The organism is Streptomyces sp. P9-2B-2 (genome assembly GCF_030406865.1).
Taxonomy (GTDB): Bacteria; Actinomycetota; Actinomycetes; order Streptomycetales; family Streptomycetaceae; genus Streptomyces; species Streptomyces platensis.
In genome coordinates, this window is sequence record NZ_CP129126.1 from 3631144 (window position 1) to 3644939 (window position 13796).

General features: G+C 71.7%; 11 protein-coding genes. 8 read left to right on the forward strand and 3 right to left on the reverse strand.

Going from position 1 to position 13796, the window contains the following annotated elements:
• Positions 1-59: 59 nt before the first annotated feature.
• Positions 60-1406 carry an N-acetylmuramoyl-L-alanine amidase gene (locus QT196_RS15740; protein WP_266738846.1) on the reverse strand — a complete coding sequence of 449 codons (1347 nt, stop codon included), beginning with the start codon at positions 1404-1406 and terminating at the stop codon, positions 60-62.
• Positions 1407-1535: 129 nt separating this feature from the next.
• On the opposite strand from QT196_RS15740, the gene QT196_RS15745 reads away from it, so the two are divergent.
• From QT196_RS15745 to QT196_RS15760, 4 genes are all read left to right on the forward strand, one after another.
• The gene (locus QT196_RS15745) at positions 1536-2297 is read left to right on the forward strand and encodes a TIGR03089 family protein (RefSeq protein WP_290355107.1); all 762 of its coding nucleotides are present in this window, start codon (positions 1536-1538) and stop codon (positions 2295-2297) included.
• A gap of 160 nt (positions 2298-2457) precedes the next feature.
• On the forward strand, positions 2458-3699 hold the full coding sequence (locus tag QT196_RS15750; protein ID WP_266738848.1) for an LCP family protein: 1242 nt from the start codon (positions 2458-2460) through the stop codon (positions 3697-3699).
• Between the two features lie 222 nt (positions 3700-3921).
• Complete coding sequence (locus QT196_RS15755) at positions 3922-5691, forward strand: LCP family protein (RefSeq protein WP_168479467.1); 1770 nt, start codon at positions 3922-3924, stop codon at positions 5689-5691.
• A 66-nt stretch (positions 5692-5757) separates the two neighbouring features.
• Positions 5758-7455, forward strand: a complete 1698-nt coding sequence (locus tag QT196_RS15760) for an LCP family protein (RefSeq protein ID WP_168479469.1) — start codon at positions 5758-5760, stop codon at positions 7453-7455.
• A gap of 221 nt (positions 7456-7676) precedes the next feature.
• Here QT196_RS15760 and QT196_RS15765 read toward each other — a convergent pair whose 3' ends face one another.
• On the reverse strand, positions 7677-8708 hold the full coding sequence (locus QT196_RS15765) for a glycosyltransferase family 2 protein (protein ID WP_290355108.1): 1032 nt from the start codon (positions 8706-8708) through the stop codon (positions 7677-7679).
• A gap of 287 nt (positions 8709-8995) precedes the next feature.
• On the opposite strand from QT196_RS15765, the gene QT196_RS15770 reads away from it, so the two are divergent.
• The 3 genes from QT196_RS15770 (at position 8996) to QT196_RS15780 (ending at position 11650) form a co-directional block, all read left to right on the forward strand.
• Positions 8996-10459, forward strand: coding sequence for an LCP family protein (locus tag QT196_RS15770; RefSeq protein ID WP_266738850.1), 1464 nt, complete (start codon positions 8996-8998; stop codon positions 10457-10459).
• Positions 10460-10553: 94 nt separating this feature from the next.
• Positions 10554-11012: a hypothetical protein gene (locus tag QT196_RS15775; protein WP_266738851.1), complete on the forward strand. Its 459-nt coding sequence runs from the start codon at positions 10554-10556 to the stop codon at positions 11010-11012.
• A 56-nt stretch (positions 11013-11068) separates the two neighbouring features.
• Positions 11069-11650: a VanZ family protein gene (locus QT196_RS15780; protein ID WP_266738852.1), complete on the forward strand. Its 582-nt coding sequence runs from the start codon at positions 11069-11071 to the stop codon at positions 11648-11650.
• Here QT196_RS15780 and QT196_RS15785 read toward each other — a convergent pair.
• Positions 11601-12155: an acyl-CoA thioesterase gene (locus QT196_RS15785; RefSeq protein ID WP_168479477.1), complete on the reverse strand. Its 555-nt coding sequence runs from the start codon at positions 12153-12155 to the stop codon at positions 11601-11603. The genes QT196_RS15780 and QT196_RS15785 overlap by 50 nt on opposite strands.
• Before the next feature lie 272 nt (positions 12156-12427).
• Between QT196_RS15785 and QT196_RS15790 the strand changes: the two genes are divergently transcribed.
• The gene (locus QT196_RS15790) at positions 12428-13762 is read left to right on the forward strand and encodes an LCP family protein (RefSeq protein ID WP_266738853.1); all 1335 of its coding nucleotides are present in this window, start codon (positions 12428-12430) and stop codon (positions 13760-13762) included.
• Positions 13763-13796 lie beyond the last annotated feature (34 nt).

Below are 13796 nucleotides of genomic sequence, written 5' to 3' on the forward strand. Positions count from 1 at the left end.
GCAAACCCGGAAGATGCCGAAGGTGTCGAAGATGCCGTCGTGTCCGGACGGGAAGCGGCTCAGCGGCCCTGAAGTCCGGCCGCGGCGAGGCGGGTGGCGGCCAGCTTGTCGTAGAGGTGGACGCCGGGGCAGTCGGTGGTGAAGCCGTCCCGGTGGCCGGAAATGACGTGCAGCGGGACCTTGGTGCCCTTGGGGAAGCGGTTGCCGCCGCCGGACAGCAGCTGGGTGGTGGCGCGCGGATCGACGCTGTAGAGGCCGAGCTTCCAGGCCGTCAGACGGGCGATGGCCTCGACGGCGGGCTGCGGCGGCTCGTCGTCGGTGAAGGTCCCGAGGACGGCGATTCCGGTGCTGTCGGTGTTGAAGCCGAGGGTGTGGGCGCCCATGACGGCTTTGGCGACGCCGCCCGCGCGGCCCTCGTAGACCGTTCCGCACTTGTCGATGAGGAAGTTGTAGCCGATGTCGCGCCAGTGGTTGCTCTTGACGTGGAAGCGGTACATGGCGCGGATCAGTGAAGGGGCCTGGGCGCAGTCGTAGTTGTTGCCCGAGCCGCTGTGGTGGACGAAGGCGGCGCGGACGGTACGGGTGTAGGTGAAGGCCTTTTCGCGCAGCTGCTCGTCGGCGCCCCAGCCGGCCCGGGTGACGATGCGGGGGCGCGGCCCGACGTAGGTGTGGGCCGGCGGCGACCCGTCCACCGCGTCGATATCGCCCTGGGAGGCGGCCTGGTCGAGGGCCGGGATCTCGGTGGCGCCGAGCGGGGCGAGCTTGGTGTTGGCGGCGGAGGCGGCGGTGGCCTCGGGAGTGAGCGGGGCCGGGGGGTCGGCGTGTGCGCCGCGGACGGCGCGCGGGGGCCTGCCGGGGTCGACGAGTTCCAGCCGCAGTCCGCCGGGGAGGGTGGCCCGGGCGCGGTGGCGGGTCTCGGGGGTGATGCGCAGTTGGACGGCGTCGGAGTCGCCGACCCACAGCGGTGCGGTGCTGCCGCGTACCGCGCTGTCGCGCCGCTCGGCGGAGCCGAGGTCGGGGGCGTCGTCGTTGTGGACCTGGACGTCCTGCCAGCCGGACCAGTCGCCGCTGCCGGTGGCGCGGGCGCGGACCTGGACCCGGCCCCGTAGTTCGGCGGCGGCGTCGTCCCAGACGACCCCGAGGAGCGAGAACGGCCGTACGGTGCGGGCCGGCAGGCCGAGCGACTGGGGCGTGGGCGCCGGGGTGGCGTCCCGGGCGTCGGGGCTCGGGGCGGGTGCGCCGAGCGCCGCCACCGGCAGGGACTGGGTGCTGCCCGGCAGCTCACCGGAGCGGGTGGGGCGCGGCGCGGCGGCGGGGGCGGCGCTCGCACCGGCCACCGGCACGAGGGGCAGGGCGAGGGCGGCGGTGCACACGGCTCCGAGACAGGTCGCAAGGAAGGGGCGCATGGTCAAAATCCTGGACATGTCCGGACCGAACGCGCCAACGGTGATCTGACGGGGCATCGGCCGATCCGGTGGCGCGGGCCCGCCGGGCCCGGCCCGCCGCAAACCGCCGCCGCGCGTACCCTGGCCGCGATGAACGCCACCGATCGCACCCCCGCCGACCTGCTGAGTTCCGCGCTCGCCGCGGACCCGGCCCGCCCGCTGGTGACCTTCTACGACGACGCCACCGGCGAACGCGTGGAACTGTCCGTCGCGACCTTCGCCAATTGGGTGGCCAAGACCGCCAACTACCTCCAGGGCGATCTGGCCGCCGAGCCCGGTGACCGGCTCGCGCTGCTGCTGCCCGCGCACTGGCAGACCGCCGTCTGGCTGCTGGCCTGTTCGTCCGTGGGCGTGGTGGCGGAGGTGGACGGCGATACGGCCGCCGCCGATCTCGTGGTCGCCGGGCCGGACCGGCTGGACGCGGCGCTGGCCTGTTCCGGGGAGCGGGTCGCGCTGGCGCTGCGTCCGCTGGGCGGCCGCTTCCCGCAGCCGCCGGCGGGTTTCGCGGACTACGCCGTCGAGGTGCCGGGCCAGGGTGACCGGTTCGCGCCGTTCGCGCCGGTGGACGCGGGTGCCGCGGCGCTTGCCGTCGGCGGCGAGGAGCTGACCGGGGCCGGGACGGTGGCCCGCGCGCTGGCGGACGCGGAAGCGGCCGGGCTGCCGGCGGCACCGCGGGTGCTGTCGGGGCTGGGCTACGACACCTGGCAGGGCCTGACGTACGGGCTGTACGCGCCGCTGGCGACGGGCGGCTCCGTGGTGCTGTGCCGCCACCTGGACCGGCTGGGCGCCGAGGCCATGGCCGACCGGGAGAACAGCGAGAAGATCACGTTCCGGGTGCCGCTGCCGCACTGAGGAAGCGGAGCTCCCCCGTCCGGCGGACCGGACGCCCTCAGGGCGGGCCGGTACGTCCGTTTCAGGCCAGGATCTTGAGTACGTACAACCATGCGCGGGTTTCGTCCGTCTCTTGTTCCGTCCGAGCCTGCGTGCGGGCGCGACGCCGACTCCGTGAGGGATGGACGCACAGGTGACCGAGACCCCCGAACCCCCCAGGTTCACCGGCTGGGCCGCGCGCCCGGCCGGGGGCCGCCGGGGAGCGGACGGGCCGGGGCCGCCGCGCATCCCGCCGCACCGGTGGCACTGGCGCCGCTGGGCCGCGCTCGGGATCGCCGGTTTCGTGCTGGCCGGGGCCGGCACGGGCTGGGCGGTGTACGCCAAGCTCAACGGCAATATCCACACCGACAGCGCCACCGAGCGGGAGCTGCGGAAGTGGGAGTCCGAGCGGCCGCCGGCCGGCCCGCCGAACGCCGGGAACGTGCTGCTGATCGGCTCCGACAGCCGCACCGGCGGCAATGTCCGCTACGGCCACAGCCGCGGCCAGCGCTCGGACACCACGATGCTGCTGCATCTCGCGGCGGACCGGCAGAGCGCCACCGCGGTGAGCATCCCGCGCGATCTGATGGTCGAGCTGCCGCACTGCAAGCGCCCGAACGGCACGGAGACCGCACCCCTGCCGGCCCCGTTCAACGAGGCGTTCGCGGCGGGCGGCCCGGCCTGCACGATCCGTACGGTCGAGAAGCTGACCGGGATCCGGATCGACCACTACTTGATCATCGACTTCGTCGGTTTCACGAAGATGGTGGACGCGGTGGACGGCGTCGAGGTCTGCCTGCCGCATCCGGTGCACGATCCCGAGGCGCAGCTCACCCTGCCCGCGGGCCGGCAGACCCTGCACGGTGAGGATGCGCTCGGTTACGTACGGGCACGAAAGAGTCTGGGCAACGGCAGCGATACCCAGCGCATGGAGAGGCAACAGCGATTTCTTGGCGCACTCGTGAAGAAAGTGCAGAGCAATGGTGTCCTACTCAATCCGACGCGGCTGTATCCGGTGCTGGATGCCGCGACGAGTTCACTGACCACGGACAGCGGGCTCGCTTCCCTGAGGGGGCTGTACGAATTGGTGCGCAGCACCCGCCGCATTCCTACCGACCGGGTTCAGTTCATGACCGTGCCGCGGCAGGAGTACCACCTGGACCCGAATCGCGATGAGCTGCGGCAGCCGGACGCCGAGCGGCTCTTCGCGCGGCTGCACAGGGATCTCCGGGTGACCGTGACGCCCCCGCAGGACACCGGGGAGGAACCGGTCCGCACCGGAAACGGATCATCGGACGGCCGGCCGGACTCCCCGTCCGCGCCCGCGCCGAGTTCGGGTCCGGCGTTTCCGGGGACGACGGCGGAACACGGGGTCTGCGAATAAAGAGGCCGCAAAACAAGCCGACGACTCGAATGGATTGGGCGGATTGCCCAGTTGTAGGTAAGTGGAATTTGTCACGAGCGTCGCGGGGCGCTGAACTGGGCGGATAGTGTGAGCGATCCGGTCGCTCGACCAAGCCGACCGATGAACCAGCAATCTCGATCGACCTACCGAGCGCCTTGAGGGGATGGCGCCGCGTGGCACCGACGGAGGACTCAAGGCACCGTGGACGCGCAAGGCCGTGGGCGGGCGGGCGACAACAACGTCGATCCCGCCGATCAGTGGGTGTTCGATCCGGACACCGGCAACTACGAACTGCGGCTTGACCCTGGTCAAGCCGCCGCTCGGCCCTCCGACCGCACTGCGGCCGGCAGACGCGCCGCCCGTAAGCGGGCCGCCGAGGTCGGCGACACCGACACCCGGCCGCTGCCGACCCAGCGCAGCCGCCGGGACGAGAGTGCCGCGGACGGGGACGGTGAGCGCCCGGCCGGCGGCCGGGCGGCGCGCCGTGCTGCCGCGGCCCGCACGGCGACAGCGACGGCGGCGGAGGCGGGCCCGGCGGGCCGCCGGAAGCGCAAGCCGAAGAAGTCGGGGAAGAAGCGGGCGCTGCACTGGACCGCCGGTGTGGTGGGCTTCGTGCTCGTCGCCGGCTGCGGCGCCGCGTACTACGTCTACCAAGAGCTGGACGGCAACATCTCCAAGGTCGATGTCGGCGTGGAGAACGACGCGGTGTCCGAAGGCCCGGTGAACCTCCTGATCATCGGCACCGACTCCCGCTCCGGGAAGGGCAACGACGGCTACGGCGACGCGGGCAGCGTGGGGCACGCGGACACCACGATCCTGATGCACATCTCCAAGGACCGGACGAACGCCACCGCGCTGAGCATCCCGCGCGACATGATCACCGACATCCCCAACTGCCCCACGACGCAGAAGGACGGCTCGAAGAAGACCATCCGGGCCGAGAGCCAGGTGCGCTTCAACACCAGCCTGGGCCAGGAGGGCCGGGACCCCGGCTGCACCTGGCGCACCGTCGAGAAGATGACCGGGCTGAAGATCAACCACTTCATGATGGCCGACTTCAACGCCGTCAAGGAGCTGTCCACCGCGGTGGACGGCGTCGAGGTGTGCGCGGCCAAGGACCTCAACGACCCCAAGTCGCACCTGAAGTTGAAGGCCGGCCGGCACACCGTCAAGGGTGAGCAGGCGCTGGCGTTCGTCCGTACCCGGCACGCCATCGGATTCGGCAGCGACCTGGACCGGATCAAGATGCAGCAGCAGTTCCTCAGCTCGCTGATCCGCAAGCTGAAGTCCAGCGCGTTCAGCAGCCCGGGCAAGCTCTACGACGTCAGCCAGGCGGCGACCAAGGCGCTCACCGTCGACACCGGTATCGGCACGGCGGGCAAGCTGCTGGACTTCGGCAACGACCTCAAGAAGGTCGACATCGACAAGATCACCTTCGCCACGGTGCCGGTGCTGGACAACCCCAAGGACCCGGCCACCGTCATCCTCAACAAGACCGCGGCGGACCCGCTGTTCGCGATGGTGCGGGCGGACCACACCCTGGCCAAGGGCAAGAAGGGCAAGGGCAAGAAGTCCGCGCCGGTGAAGAAGGCCCCGCCCGAGCAGGTGCGGGTCGATGTCACCAACGGCGGCGGACCGATCGGCTCGGCCCAGGAAACCGTCGACTGGCTCCAGAACACCAAGGCCGCCAAGCTCTCCACCAACGCCGGCAACGCGCCGGCGAAGCTGGCCGCCACCCGCCTCGAATACGCTCCCAACCAGGCCGACCAGGCATCCACTCTGGCCGACTGGATGGGGCTGCCCAAGAGCGCGCTGAAGAAGTCCGGGCAGAACGCCGGTGACCGCCAGCCGATGAAGCTGGTCCTCGGCAAGGACTTCAAGGCACCGGGTTCACCGATCGAGGCGCCGACCGAAACCCCGGACGGGGTACAGAACGTCAATGCAGATGACAAGAACGTCTGCGCAAAGTGATCTGAGCAGGATCCGGCCGCCCCGCCGAGGCGCCGAGCGCACGACTGACAACGGGGAGAGGGCCGAATGGGGCAGAGCAGTGTGCGCGGGGACCGGTCGCGTCGGAGACGCAGGCCGGAAGCAGCGGAGACCGGCCGGGACGACGGCGGCTACCAGGACCAGGGGCTGCCCCCGGACGCACCCGGCTGGACGCCGCCCGAAGGCGGCGCCGTGCCCGCCGCGGACGGGGACGGGGACGTGCCCGCCGACGGCGGCGGGCACCGCGGAGGGGGACAGCCGCGCCGCAAGGGCCGCAAGGTGCTGCGGTGGACCGCCCTCACCCTCGCCGTCCTGATAGTGGGCGGCGCGGGTGCCGGCTACTGGTACTACGAGCACCTCAACGCCAACCTCCGCAAGGCGCCGCGGTCCCTGGGCGGCGGCGGTCTGCAGAAGCCGGACCCCAACGCCTTCGGGCAGAGCCCGCTGAACATCCTGCTGCTGGGCTCCGACGGCCGGAACAACGCCAAGAACATAGAGCTGGGCGGCGCCCGCCAGGACGCGGACCGCAAGCCGCTCGCCGATGTGCAGATGCTGCTGCACGTCTCGGCGGACCGCAGCAACATGTCGGTGATCTCCATCCCGCGGGACACCCGGGTGACGATCCCCCGGTGCACCGACCCGAAGACCCACGAGGTCTTTCCGCAGACCTCCGCGGCCATCAACCAGTCGCTCCAGCACGGCGGTCCGGGCTGCACCCTCGCCACCTGGCAGGAGCTGACCGGCATCTACATCGACCACTTCATGATGGTCGACTTCGGCGGCGTGGTGGAGATGGCGGACGCCATCGGCGGCGTACCGGTCTGCGTCGACGGGAACGTCTACTCGCACGACAGCAAGGGCCACGGCAGCGGGCTGAAGCTCACCAAGGGCACGCACTCCGTCAAGGGCGTCCAGGCCCTCCAGTGGCTGCGCACCCGCTACGGCTTCGAGGACAACACCGACATCGGCCGGGCCAAGGCCCAGCACATGTACATGAACTCGATGGTCCGTCAGCTGAAGAAGGACGCCAAGCTCACCAACCCCGGGGAGCTGCGCGATCTGGCGGAGGCGGCGACCAACGCGCTGACCGTCGACGACGGGCTCGACACCGTCAAGAAGCTCTACGACCTCGGCGGCGATCTCAGCCGGGTGCCGACCAAGCGCATCACGATGGTCACCATGCCCTGGCAGTACGGCCCCGGCGAGTCGTATGTCATGCCCAAGCCCGGCGACGCGGAGGCGACCTTCGGGCTGCTGCGCAACGACACCGCGCTGGACGGCAAGGACAAGAAGAAGAAAGCCGCCCCGGCCCCCAAGCCGTCAACTCCCAAGGACCAGCTGAAGGTTGTCGTGCAGAACGGCACCAACAGCACCGTGAACGGCCCGGTCTCCGGCCGCGCGTCGGCCCTTCAGCAGCAGCTGTCCGGGCTGGGCTACACCGCGGCCGGCACCGACTCCGCGCTCACCACCCAGGCCGACACCACGGTCACGTACCGGGACAAGGCCCAGCGGGGCGACGCCCTGGCCCTGGCGAAGGCGCTCGGACTCCCCAAGGACGCGGTCCGGGAGTCGAGTTCGGCCACCGGCATGCGACTGGTCGTCGGCAACGACTGGCGCACCGGCTCGGCGTACCCGGAGCAGCCGGGCGACGAGAAGGGCACGGACAAGGCCCCCGACAGCGCCGACGCGCTCAACGGCGAGGACACCAAGGCCTGTATGAAGGTGAATCCGTCGTACGCCTTCTAGGCGGGGGCGGCCGCTTCCAGGCCGGGGGCGGGTCTGCCTCGGTCGGCGTTGCGCGGCGGCCCAGTTGGTTTTTTCCCCGCCGCCCACCCCCCTTCGGGGGGTGGGCGGGTGTAGAGGGCAGGGGTGCGCCGAAGCGCAGCCCCTGGGGCTGGGCTCGCTGGAGCACAGTCGCCTGAGGCGCAGGCCCCGCAAAGGGCAGGCGCCCCGTGCGAGATGCTCGCTTACTCGGCTTCCGCCACCGGGGCCATGACCGCCGGGCGGCGGCTGGCGATGACCCGCTTGGCGAGGGAGCGGGGGCTGGTCAGGAAGCCCGCGCCCCAGGCCATGTGCATGGTGGCCAGGGCGACCGGGATCTGGACGCGGGCCTTGAGCGACAGTCCCTTGCCGGCCGGCACCGAGCCCGCGGTGATGGCGGCGAGATAGCCGGCCGGGACGACCAGGCCCCAGGGGGTGACGGCCGCGCCGACCACCAGGCCCGCCGCGATGGCGCACACCGCGGCCGGCGGCGCGAGGTAGCGCAGGTTGATCGAACCGGCGTGGTAGCGGGCGACGACATGGCGCCACTTGCCGTAGTCCTTGTACTGCTTGGCCAGCGCCTTGACGCTCGGCCGCGGACGGTACTGGACCTTCAGCTCGGGCGAGAACCAGATCGCGCCGCCGGCCTCCCGGATGCGGAAGTTCAGCTCCCAGTCCTGGGCGCGGATGAACTCCTCGTTGTAGCCGCCCTGCTGCTCCAGCACCTCGCGGCGGAAGACGCCGAGGAAGACGGTCTCGGCGGGACCGGCCTGCCCGCCCGTGTGGAAGGCGGCGTTGCCCACGCCGATCTTGGAGGTCATCGCCGCGGCGACCGCGTCCTCCCAGGCGTTCTCGCCCTCGGCGTGCATGATGCCGCCGACGTTCGCGGCGCCGGTCTCCTCCAGGAGGCGCACGGCGGTGGCGATGTAATTCGGCGAGAGCATGCCGTGGCCGTCGACGCGCACCACGACCGGGTGCCGGGAGGCCTTGATCGCGGCGTTCAGCGCGGCGGGCGTGCGGCCGGTGGGGTTGGGCACCGTGTGCACCCGGGCGTCCTCGGCGACGAGCTCGGCGGCGATCTCGTCCGTACGGTCCGTGGACGGGCCGAGGGCGATCACCACCTCCATCTCACCGGCGTACTCCTGCTCCAGGATGTGCCGGACCGAATTGCGCAGGTGACGTTCCTCATTGAGCACCGGCATGATCACGGAGACGGCCGGGGGCTGCTGCTGCGGCATGGTTCCTCGGGGGTACGGCCCGCGGCGGAGCCGCCAGCGACGGCAGCGCCCGCCGGGAGACTGCAGAATCGCGCCCACGTTACCGCGAATGGGGGGTGCCCTCGGACGCAGCCGGGTGGCCGGATGCCGGATGCCCGGCGTGTGGTGCTTTGCAGCCGATCATATGGACCTACGGTGTCCTCGTCCGATTGATCCCGGCTTGCCCCGCTCCCCTGCTGCCCCGTTCCCGTGCGGCCCCGCTCCCCGCCGGGCCCCGCTCACGCCGTCCAGCCGCGGAGGTGTCCCCCGTGACCGCGCCGTTCCGCTCCCCCCGTCCGGCCCGGCGCCGGGCCGCCCGGCCCGGTACGCGCCGGCGCCCGCCGGGCCCGCGCTGGGGGCCGCGGATCGGCGCGGTCGTGTCCGTGCTGCTGCTGGCCGCGAGCGGCGTCGGGCACGCCGTGGTCACCGGGGTGGAGAGCGGTATCGGCCGGGTGGACGCCTTCAAGGGCATGAGCAACCGGCCCGGGGGCGGCGACGGGCTGAACTTCCTGGTCGTCGGCACGGACGGGCGCGACCGGCTCAGCGCCGCGGAGAAGCAGAAGTACCACCTGGGCGGGGCGCCCTGTCACTGCACCGACACTCTGATGCTGGTGCACCTCTCCGCCGACCGGGACCGCGCCAGCGTGATCAGCCTGCCCCGCGACTCCTACGCCGAGGTCCCCGCACATACGGACGCCGTCACCGGCCGCCAGCGCGCCAAGCACCCCATCAAGCTGAACGCGGCCTATGCCGAGGGCGGCCCCAGCCTCACCGTGCGGACCGTCGAGCACATGACGGGGGTGCATATCGACCACTACCTGGAGGTCGACTTCACCAGCTTCATGCGCAGCGTGGACGCGGTCGGCGGGGTGGAGATCTGCACCGTACGGCCGCTGCGCGACAGCTTCACGGGGCTGGATCTGCCGGTCGGCAAGTCGCGGCTCAACGGCGGCCAGGCGCTTCAGTACGTGCGCTCGCGGCATGTCGACGGCTCCGCCGACCTCGGCCGGATGCAGCGCCAGCAGCGCTTCCTGGCCGCTCTCATCCACAAGATCACCTCCTCCGGAGTGCTGATGAACCCCATCCGCTTCAGGGACGTCGCCGACACGATGCTCCGGTCCGTACGGGCCGATTCGGGCTTCGGGGCCAACGACCTGGTCGACCTCGGGCAGGCGATGCGCGGTTTCACCCCGTCGTCCTCGGAGTTCACGTCCGTGCCGCTGGGCGATGTGGCCCAGCCGGTGCCGGGGGTCGGCTCGACCGTGCGCTGGGACCCGGTGCAGGCGCCGAAGCTGTTCCGGGCGATCCGCGAGGACCAGCCGATCACGGTGCCCCGGGACCGGGACGAGCCGCGGGCCAGGGTCGTGGACATCCCGCCGGGCCAGGTCCAGGTGCGGGTCGACAACGGCAGTGACCGGACCGGTCTCGCCGCCACGGTGGCGACGGAGCTGCACGCCACCGGCTTCGCCACCACCGGCGTGCCCGGCAACGCCGCCCACGGCACGGTGCCCCGGACCGTCATCGTCTACGACCCGCGCTGGGACCGCTCGGCCCGCTCGCTGGCCGCCGCGCTGCCCGGCGCGGAGCTGCGCCCTGCGGCCGGGCGGGGTCCGGTGATGCAGGTGACGGTGGGCCAAGGCCAGGGGGCGGTGCAGCGGGTGCGGGCCGAGGAGCCGCCGCAGAAGCCGGGCCGGATCTCGGCGATCACCGGGGACGAGGCGGTGTGCCCATGAATGAGCGGAGCACGGGGGTCCCCCCGGGCCGGGGGACCGTCAGCAGAGGGTGCGTGCCTCGCGCCTGCGGGGCCGGGCGAAGCGAGGGTCCGGCATGAGTGTCCCCGCGCCCCGCCGTACCGCGCCCCGGCCGCCCGTGCGCCGCCCGGCCGCCCGCCGCCGCGCCCGCCGGGTCACGGTGGCCACCGCCGCGCTGTGCCTGGTCGCGGCCACCGCCGCCGCGGCGCCGCCGGCGCCCCCCGCGCCGACCGGCTGCGGGGAGCTGGTGCGCGGCCAGCTGTGTCTCCAGGGGCCGGTGGGGGCCGACGGGATGTATACGGCGACCTACCGGCGGAACGGGTCGGCGGCCGGTCTCGGCGAGATCGCCGTGCGGCTCGGCTACCAGCGCAAGAACGACCGGATCACCGCCTTCCCCGGCTGGTTCGGCACCCGGCGGACCCAGGGCGGCGCGGTCGGGCTGAGCGGCCGGGTGGAGATGCTCGCGCAGGAGTGCATCCGGGGCGTCATGGAGCGGGGAGAGACGCTCTACGTCACAAAATGGACCTGCGATTGATGCCCGTGACGTGCGAGATGCATGCGATGTACGGGATTGCCTGAAAGGGGCGCACTGTGTGGCAGGTTGTGCTGGGCATCACCCCCACCACGGTGGCGCTCTTCCTGGTCCTGGCGCTGGCAGCCGCGGTGGCGCTCGCCCTGTGGACGGCGCTCGCCCCCGACAGCGGCGCACCGCGGACCACAGCCCGCGCGCTGCTGGCCGGCTGGCTGCTGCTGTTCCTGCTGGCGACGCTCGCGCCGAGCCAGCCAGTCGGCTCCGGGGACGCGACGGTGTGGTGGCGGCCCGGTGAGGGGCTGTTCGACCTGGGCGCCCAGCTGGAGCCCGGGGAGCTGGCGATGCTGGTGCGGCGGCAGATCGCCAATGCCGCGCTGTTCGTGCCCGCACCGCTGCTGCTGCGGTTCGCCGCGCCCCGCACGTCGGCCGCCGGGACGTTCCTGCTGGGCGTGGGGCTGTGCCTGGTCATCGAGACGGCTCAGCTGCTGATGCGGGCCGGGCGGATCGCCGATATCGACGATGTGATCTGCGCGGCGGCCGGCACCGTCATCGGTACGGGGCTGGCGCTGGCGGCGCAGCTCGGGGTCGCCGCTATGCGTCGTCGAGGCCTTCCGCGGCGCGCCGTTCGCGCAGCTCCATGATCGCGCGCCGGCGGGCGAGGCGGTGCGTCCGGCGGATCTGAGCCTCCTGGTAGCGGCGCTTGTCACGCTCGGTCTCGGGGAGCACCGGCGGCACCCGGCGCGGCTTGCCCTGCTCGTCGACGGCGGCGAAGACGAGGTAGGCGGAGCCGACCTGCTGGGCCGGGATGGATTCGTTCCAGCGCTCGGCCAGGACCCGTACGCCGACCTCCATCGAGGAGCGCCCGGTCCAGTTGACCTGGGCGCGGACATGCACGAGGTCGCCGATCCGGACCGGTTCGAGGAAGGCCATCTCGTCCATGGAGGCGGTCACGGCCGGCCCGCCGGAGTGCCGGCCGGCCACCGCGCCCGCCGCGTCGTCGACGAGCTTCATGATCACGCCGCCGTGCACCGTTCCCAGGAGGTTCGTGTCCCCGGCCGTCATGATGTGGCTGAGTGTGATGCGGGACACGGAAGTGGGCTTGCCCACCACCTCGTCCTCGGGGTTGTCGGTGACGAGTTCGGTCATGGAACCAGCCTAAGCGGCACCCACAGGACCCCACCCCGCCCCCGTCGTGAGACTGGTCTCGCCATATGCGCAGGTCCGTGACACAGGTCTCATGGCCGCCGCCGGAATCCATCCGGAATGGTTGCTTCCATTAGTGCAGGTCGGAATGGTCATGGGCGCTTGCGGTATGCGGCGGAAGGCCGCCGTAGCTTTGCATCAGCTCTGCAACAGCAATGGCCCGATCCGGCACCCGCCCTATGGAGCACCCCCCTGCGGCGTGCACACTTCCTCCTATGAATCAGTGGCAAGGGGGTACCTCCCGTTCGAGCGGAGCCGAGAACGGGGGCGGGTGGTCCGGCGACCAGAGCGGCAACCGGTACGGATACGGCAGCGGCAGTGCCGAGCCGGAGGGTGCGCGCGCCATGCCCCAGGTGCGGCGTGACGCAGGCCCCGGCTATCAGCGGCACGAGCCTCCGATGCCGTCGTCGATGTCCCCGCGCAGGGGGGCGTCCGTACCGCCGCAGCAGTCCCAGGGCTACGACGATTCATACGACGACGGCTACAACACCGGCCAGGTCTACGGCGGCGGCCGCGGCGGCGGTGGCGGCTACGACGACGGCTACGGCCCGGGCGACCGCGGCCGGCCGCGCCCCCGCTGGGGCAAGCGCATCAAGTGGACGGTCATCACCCTGGTCGCGGTGCTGGCGGTCACCTCGGTCGCCACCTACTTCTGGGCCGACGGCAAGCTCCGCCGCAAGGTCGACCTGAGCAAGGTCATCGACCGCCCGGAGACCGGCGACGGCACGAACTACCTGATCGTCGGCTCGGACAGCCGCGCGGGCATGACCGCAGAGCAGAAGCGCAAGCTGCACACCGGCTCCGCCGAGGGCAAGCGCACCGACTCGATGATGATCCTGCACGACGGCAGCAACGGCCCGACGCTGATATCCCTGCCGCGTGACTCGGACGTGGAGATACCCACCTACGTCGGCTCCGACTCCGGCAAGAAGTACCCGGGCACCGGGCGGCACACCAAGCTCAACGCGGCCTATGCCGAGGACGGCCCGGAGCTGCTGGTGCGCACCATCGAGTACAACACCAAGCTGCACATCGACCACTACGTCGAGATCGGCTTCGCCGGCTTCGCCAACATCGTGGACGCCATCGGTGGGGTCGAGATGGACCTCCCCAAGGCGATCAAGGACAAGGACTCCGGCGCCGACTTCCCGGCCGGCAAGCAGACCCTCAACGGCCAGCAGGCGCTCGCCTACGTCCGCACCCGGCACGCCTTCGCCCAGCAGGACCTGGACCGGACGAAGAACCAGCAGAAGTTCCTGGCGACGCTGGCGAGCCAGACCGCCACCCCCGCCACGGTCCTCAACCCCTTCAAGCTCTACCCGACGATGGGCGCCGGCCTGGACACGCTCATCGTCGACAAGGACATGGGCCTGTGGTCCCTGGGCAACATGTTCTTCGCGATGAAGGGCGTCACCGGCGGCGAGGGCAAGTCCATGAACATGCCGGTCTCCGGCAGCAACGGCGGCAACCTGGTCTGGGACAAGACCAAGCTCCGCCAGCTGGTGCAGCAGCTCAACAACGACGAGAAGGTCACGGTCAGCAGCAACTGACCACGGCCGGCCACGGAGACCGCGGAGGCTGCGA

Bases quoted from the DNA above. Each gene is read 5' to 3' on its own strand.
- QT196_RS15740 (WP_266738846.1), bottom strand. From the start codon at position 1,406: ATGCGCCCCTTCCTTGCGACCTGTCTCGGAGCCGTGTGCACCGCCGCC.
- QT196_RS15745 (WP_290355107.1), top strand. From the start codon at position 1,536: ATGAACGCCACCGATCGCACCCCCGCCGACCTGCTGAGTTCCGCGCTC.
- QT196_RS15750 (WP_266738848.1), top strand. From the start codon at position 2,458: ATGGACGCACAGGTGACCGAGACCCCCGAACCCCCCAGGTTCACCGGC.
- QT196_RS15760 (WP_168479469.1), top strand. From the start codon at position 5,758: ATGGGGCAGAGCAGTGTGCGCGGGGACCGGTCGCGTCGGAGACGCAGG.
- QT196_RS15765 (WP_290355108.1), bottom strand. From the start codon at position 8,708: ATGCCGCAGCAGCAGCCCCCGGCCGTCTCCGTGATCATGCCGGTGCTC.
- QT196_RS15775 (WP_266738851.1), top strand. From the start codon at position 10,554: ATGAGTGTCCCCGCGCCCCGCCGTACCGCGCCCCGGCCGCCCGTGCGC.
- QT196_RS15785 (WP_168479477.1), bottom strand. From the start codon at position 12,155: ATGACCGAACTCGTCACCGACAACCCCGAGGACGAGGTGGTGGGCAAG.
- QT196_RS15790 (WP_266738853.1), top strand. From the start codon at position 12,428: ATGAATCAGTGGCAAGGGGGTACCTCCCGTTCGAGCGGAGCCGAGAAC.